Annotated in this window: 1 protein-coding gene; it reads right to left on the reverse strand. The window is 64.4% G+C overall.

Annotated features, from left to right (window positions below):
• The coding region (locus E1288_RS46365) for an Hsp70 family protein (RefSeq protein ID WP_235884312.1) at positions 1–627 on the reverse strand (627 nt) is incomplete at its 3' end.
• Positions 628–1,445: the final 818 nt, after the last annotated feature.

A 1,445-nucleotide genomic window follows, 5' to 3' on the forward strand; every position in this document is an offset into this window, starting at 1 on the left:
CAGGGTGGGGTCTTCGGGGTCGAGGGTGCTGATTGCGCCGTCGAGTTTGTCGTCGAGGTGGGCGCGGAGGGTGTCATCGAAGTCGATGCCGCCCATGTGCTCGATGCCTTCGGGGGTGCCGAGGATTTCCATGCCGTGGGGTTGGACACGGAGGATGGTGGTGTCGAAGGTGCCGCCGCCGAGGTCGTAGACGGCGATGATTTCGCCGTTGCCGAGTCGGCGTTCGTTGGTGTAGTGGGTGGCGGCGGCTTCGGGTTCGGTGATGAGTTGGTAGTGGGGGATGCCGGCGAGGCGGGGGACCTCGGCGAATTGTTCGCGGCGGTAGGGGCCCCAGATTGCGGGGCAGGTGAGGGTGATGGTGGCGGGTGGTCCGCCGCCATGGGCGGTGCTGATGTGGGTGAGTACGTCGCGCAGTTGGGCGGCCATGAGGGCAGCGGGGGTGTAGGAGGCGCCGCCGAGCATGAGGCGGGTGGGGTCGCCGAGGCGGCGTTTGAAGCCGCGGGCGATTAGGGCGGGGTTGGTGGTGGCGTTGCGGGAGTTAGCGGCGGCGAGGCCGGTGAGCAGGGTGCCGTCGGGGCCGGGGGTGGCCATCGAGGGGACGACGATGTCGGGGGACAGGGTTGCCATGCGTACCCCGGTGGGGGTTGCTACGGCGGCTGAAGTGAACGAAGTTCCGAGGTCGATGCCCACGCCATACCACACGGCGCTCTTTCCTTCCCATTGCCACGAAAGGTGAAGCTGATCACAGCTAATCGGAACCACGCTATCGCCACAGGTCGACGGGTAGCTAGCACAACCTGTGATGTTGTGCCCCTTTGAACACCAGGGATGGCACCTTTTTACAGGCACCCGATGAGGCTACGAGAGACACGGGACCCTCTTTGTCAGGATGAGATGAGACACCTGGCGTGAGTGCCGGGTATGAGTGAGGTTTTTTCCAACCTCGTTTTGCGTGGCGGTGCGGGTAGCGGAACCTCAGAGGCTCCCTGGTCTGTGGGTGCCCCTCCTGATGTATGTCCAATACACGGCGTCAGGGCCGTCCTCGCCAGGAAGCCTCTGAGAACCCGCGGCGGTGCAAGCGTCGTAGGTGGGCTATGCGCCTGCGGCGCATGCGACAGCCCATCGACGTGCACCTTTGCGGCCCGCGGCTGTGGGCCGATCAGGATGAAAAACGCTCAGTGTGAGGGCGGGATCGGAGATCCTGGTAGACGTGTCCACTTCATCTAACGACAGGCCGGGCGGGCAGGCTGATGATCCCTGACCTGGAATTTCGTTAAGTCAGAGCTGGGCAGGGCGGCGGTTCGGGTCATATTGACTGCGGGGGTGTCAGGTGGGTTGTGTACAAGATCCGATAGTTGATGGAGTACGCAGATGACCACGACTGATCCGCAGCAGCAGGAAGGGAATCCGTTCGGGGCGGCCGGGCAGCCGCGGTCGGCTCGGGA

The organism is Saccharopolyspora elongata (assembly GCF_004348985.1).
Lineage (GTDB): Bacteria > Actinomycetota > Actinomycetes > Mycobacteriales > Pseudonocardiaceae > Saccharopolyspora > Saccharopolyspora elongata.